The following is an 838-nucleotide window of genomic DNA, read 5'->3' as shown; positions in this document are numbered from 1 at the left end:
GCGCTGAGGCCGGCGGCGTCGCGCAGGCCCAGGTTCAGGCCCTGCGCCGCCGCCGGGTGCATGGTTTGCGCGGCGTTGCCTATCATCGCCACCCGGCCGCTGACCACGCGGTTGAGCTGCTTCAGCGCCAGCGGAAACGCCGCGCGCGGCCCCACGTCCAGGATACGGCCCTGGCGCTCGCCAAAGGCCTGTTGCAAGGCGGTGGCCACCTCGGCGGCATCGGCCGCCTGCAAATGGGCGGCGTCCTCGGCGCTGCGGGTCCACACCAGCATATAGGCGTCGCCGTGCGGCAGCAGGGCCAGCGGCCCGTCATGGGCGAAGCGCTCATAGGCCACGCCCTTGGGCGGCAATTCGGTGCGCACCTCGGCCAACACCGCGCACTGGCGGTAATCGTGGCTCAGGCGCTTGATGCCGGGCAGGCTCTCAGCCAGCGCGCCGCCTTCGGCCATCACCGCCAGCCGGCAGGTCAACACGCTCTCGCCGGCATCCGACGCCACCGTCACCACCGCGTAATGGCTGAGGCTCTTGACCGCCCGCACCCGGTGCCGCCACAGCACGCGCACGCCGGCGCGCTCCAGCGCGCCGCCCAGCGCCGCCACCAGCGCCGGGTAATCCACCACCGCGCCCAGGTGCGGCAGGCCCACGTCCTCGCCCTGCAATAGGGTGCGGCCGCAAGCGCCTTGCTGCGACACGTGCACGCTGTCGATCAAGGATGCCGGCAAATCCTCCGGCCAGGCGCCGGCTTCGCGCAGCAGCTCGCGGCTGTGCCAGGATAGCGCCAGCGCGCGCGCGTCGCGCACCGCCTCGTCGCGGCCGCGGGCCTCCACCAAGGTCACCT

1 protein-coding gene is annotated in these 838 nt (G+C 73.2%); it reads right to left on the bottom strand.

Features of this window, described 5'->3' with window-relative positions; translation table 11 throughout:
- The coding region (locus LQT98_RS22685; protein ID WP_231465399.1) for an FAD-dependent monooxygenase at nt 1-838 on the bottom strand (838 nt) is incomplete at both ends.

The sequence above is a fragment of the Chromobacterium aquaticum genome (assembly GCF_021129195.1).
Taxonomy (GTDB): Bacteria; Pseudomonadota; Gammaproteobacteria; order Burkholderiales; family Chromobacteriaceae; genus Chromobacterium; species Chromobacterium aquaticum.
The sequence above is the reverse complement of the archived record's forward strand: the minus strand, read 5'-3'. Positions and strand labels throughout refer to the sequence as shown.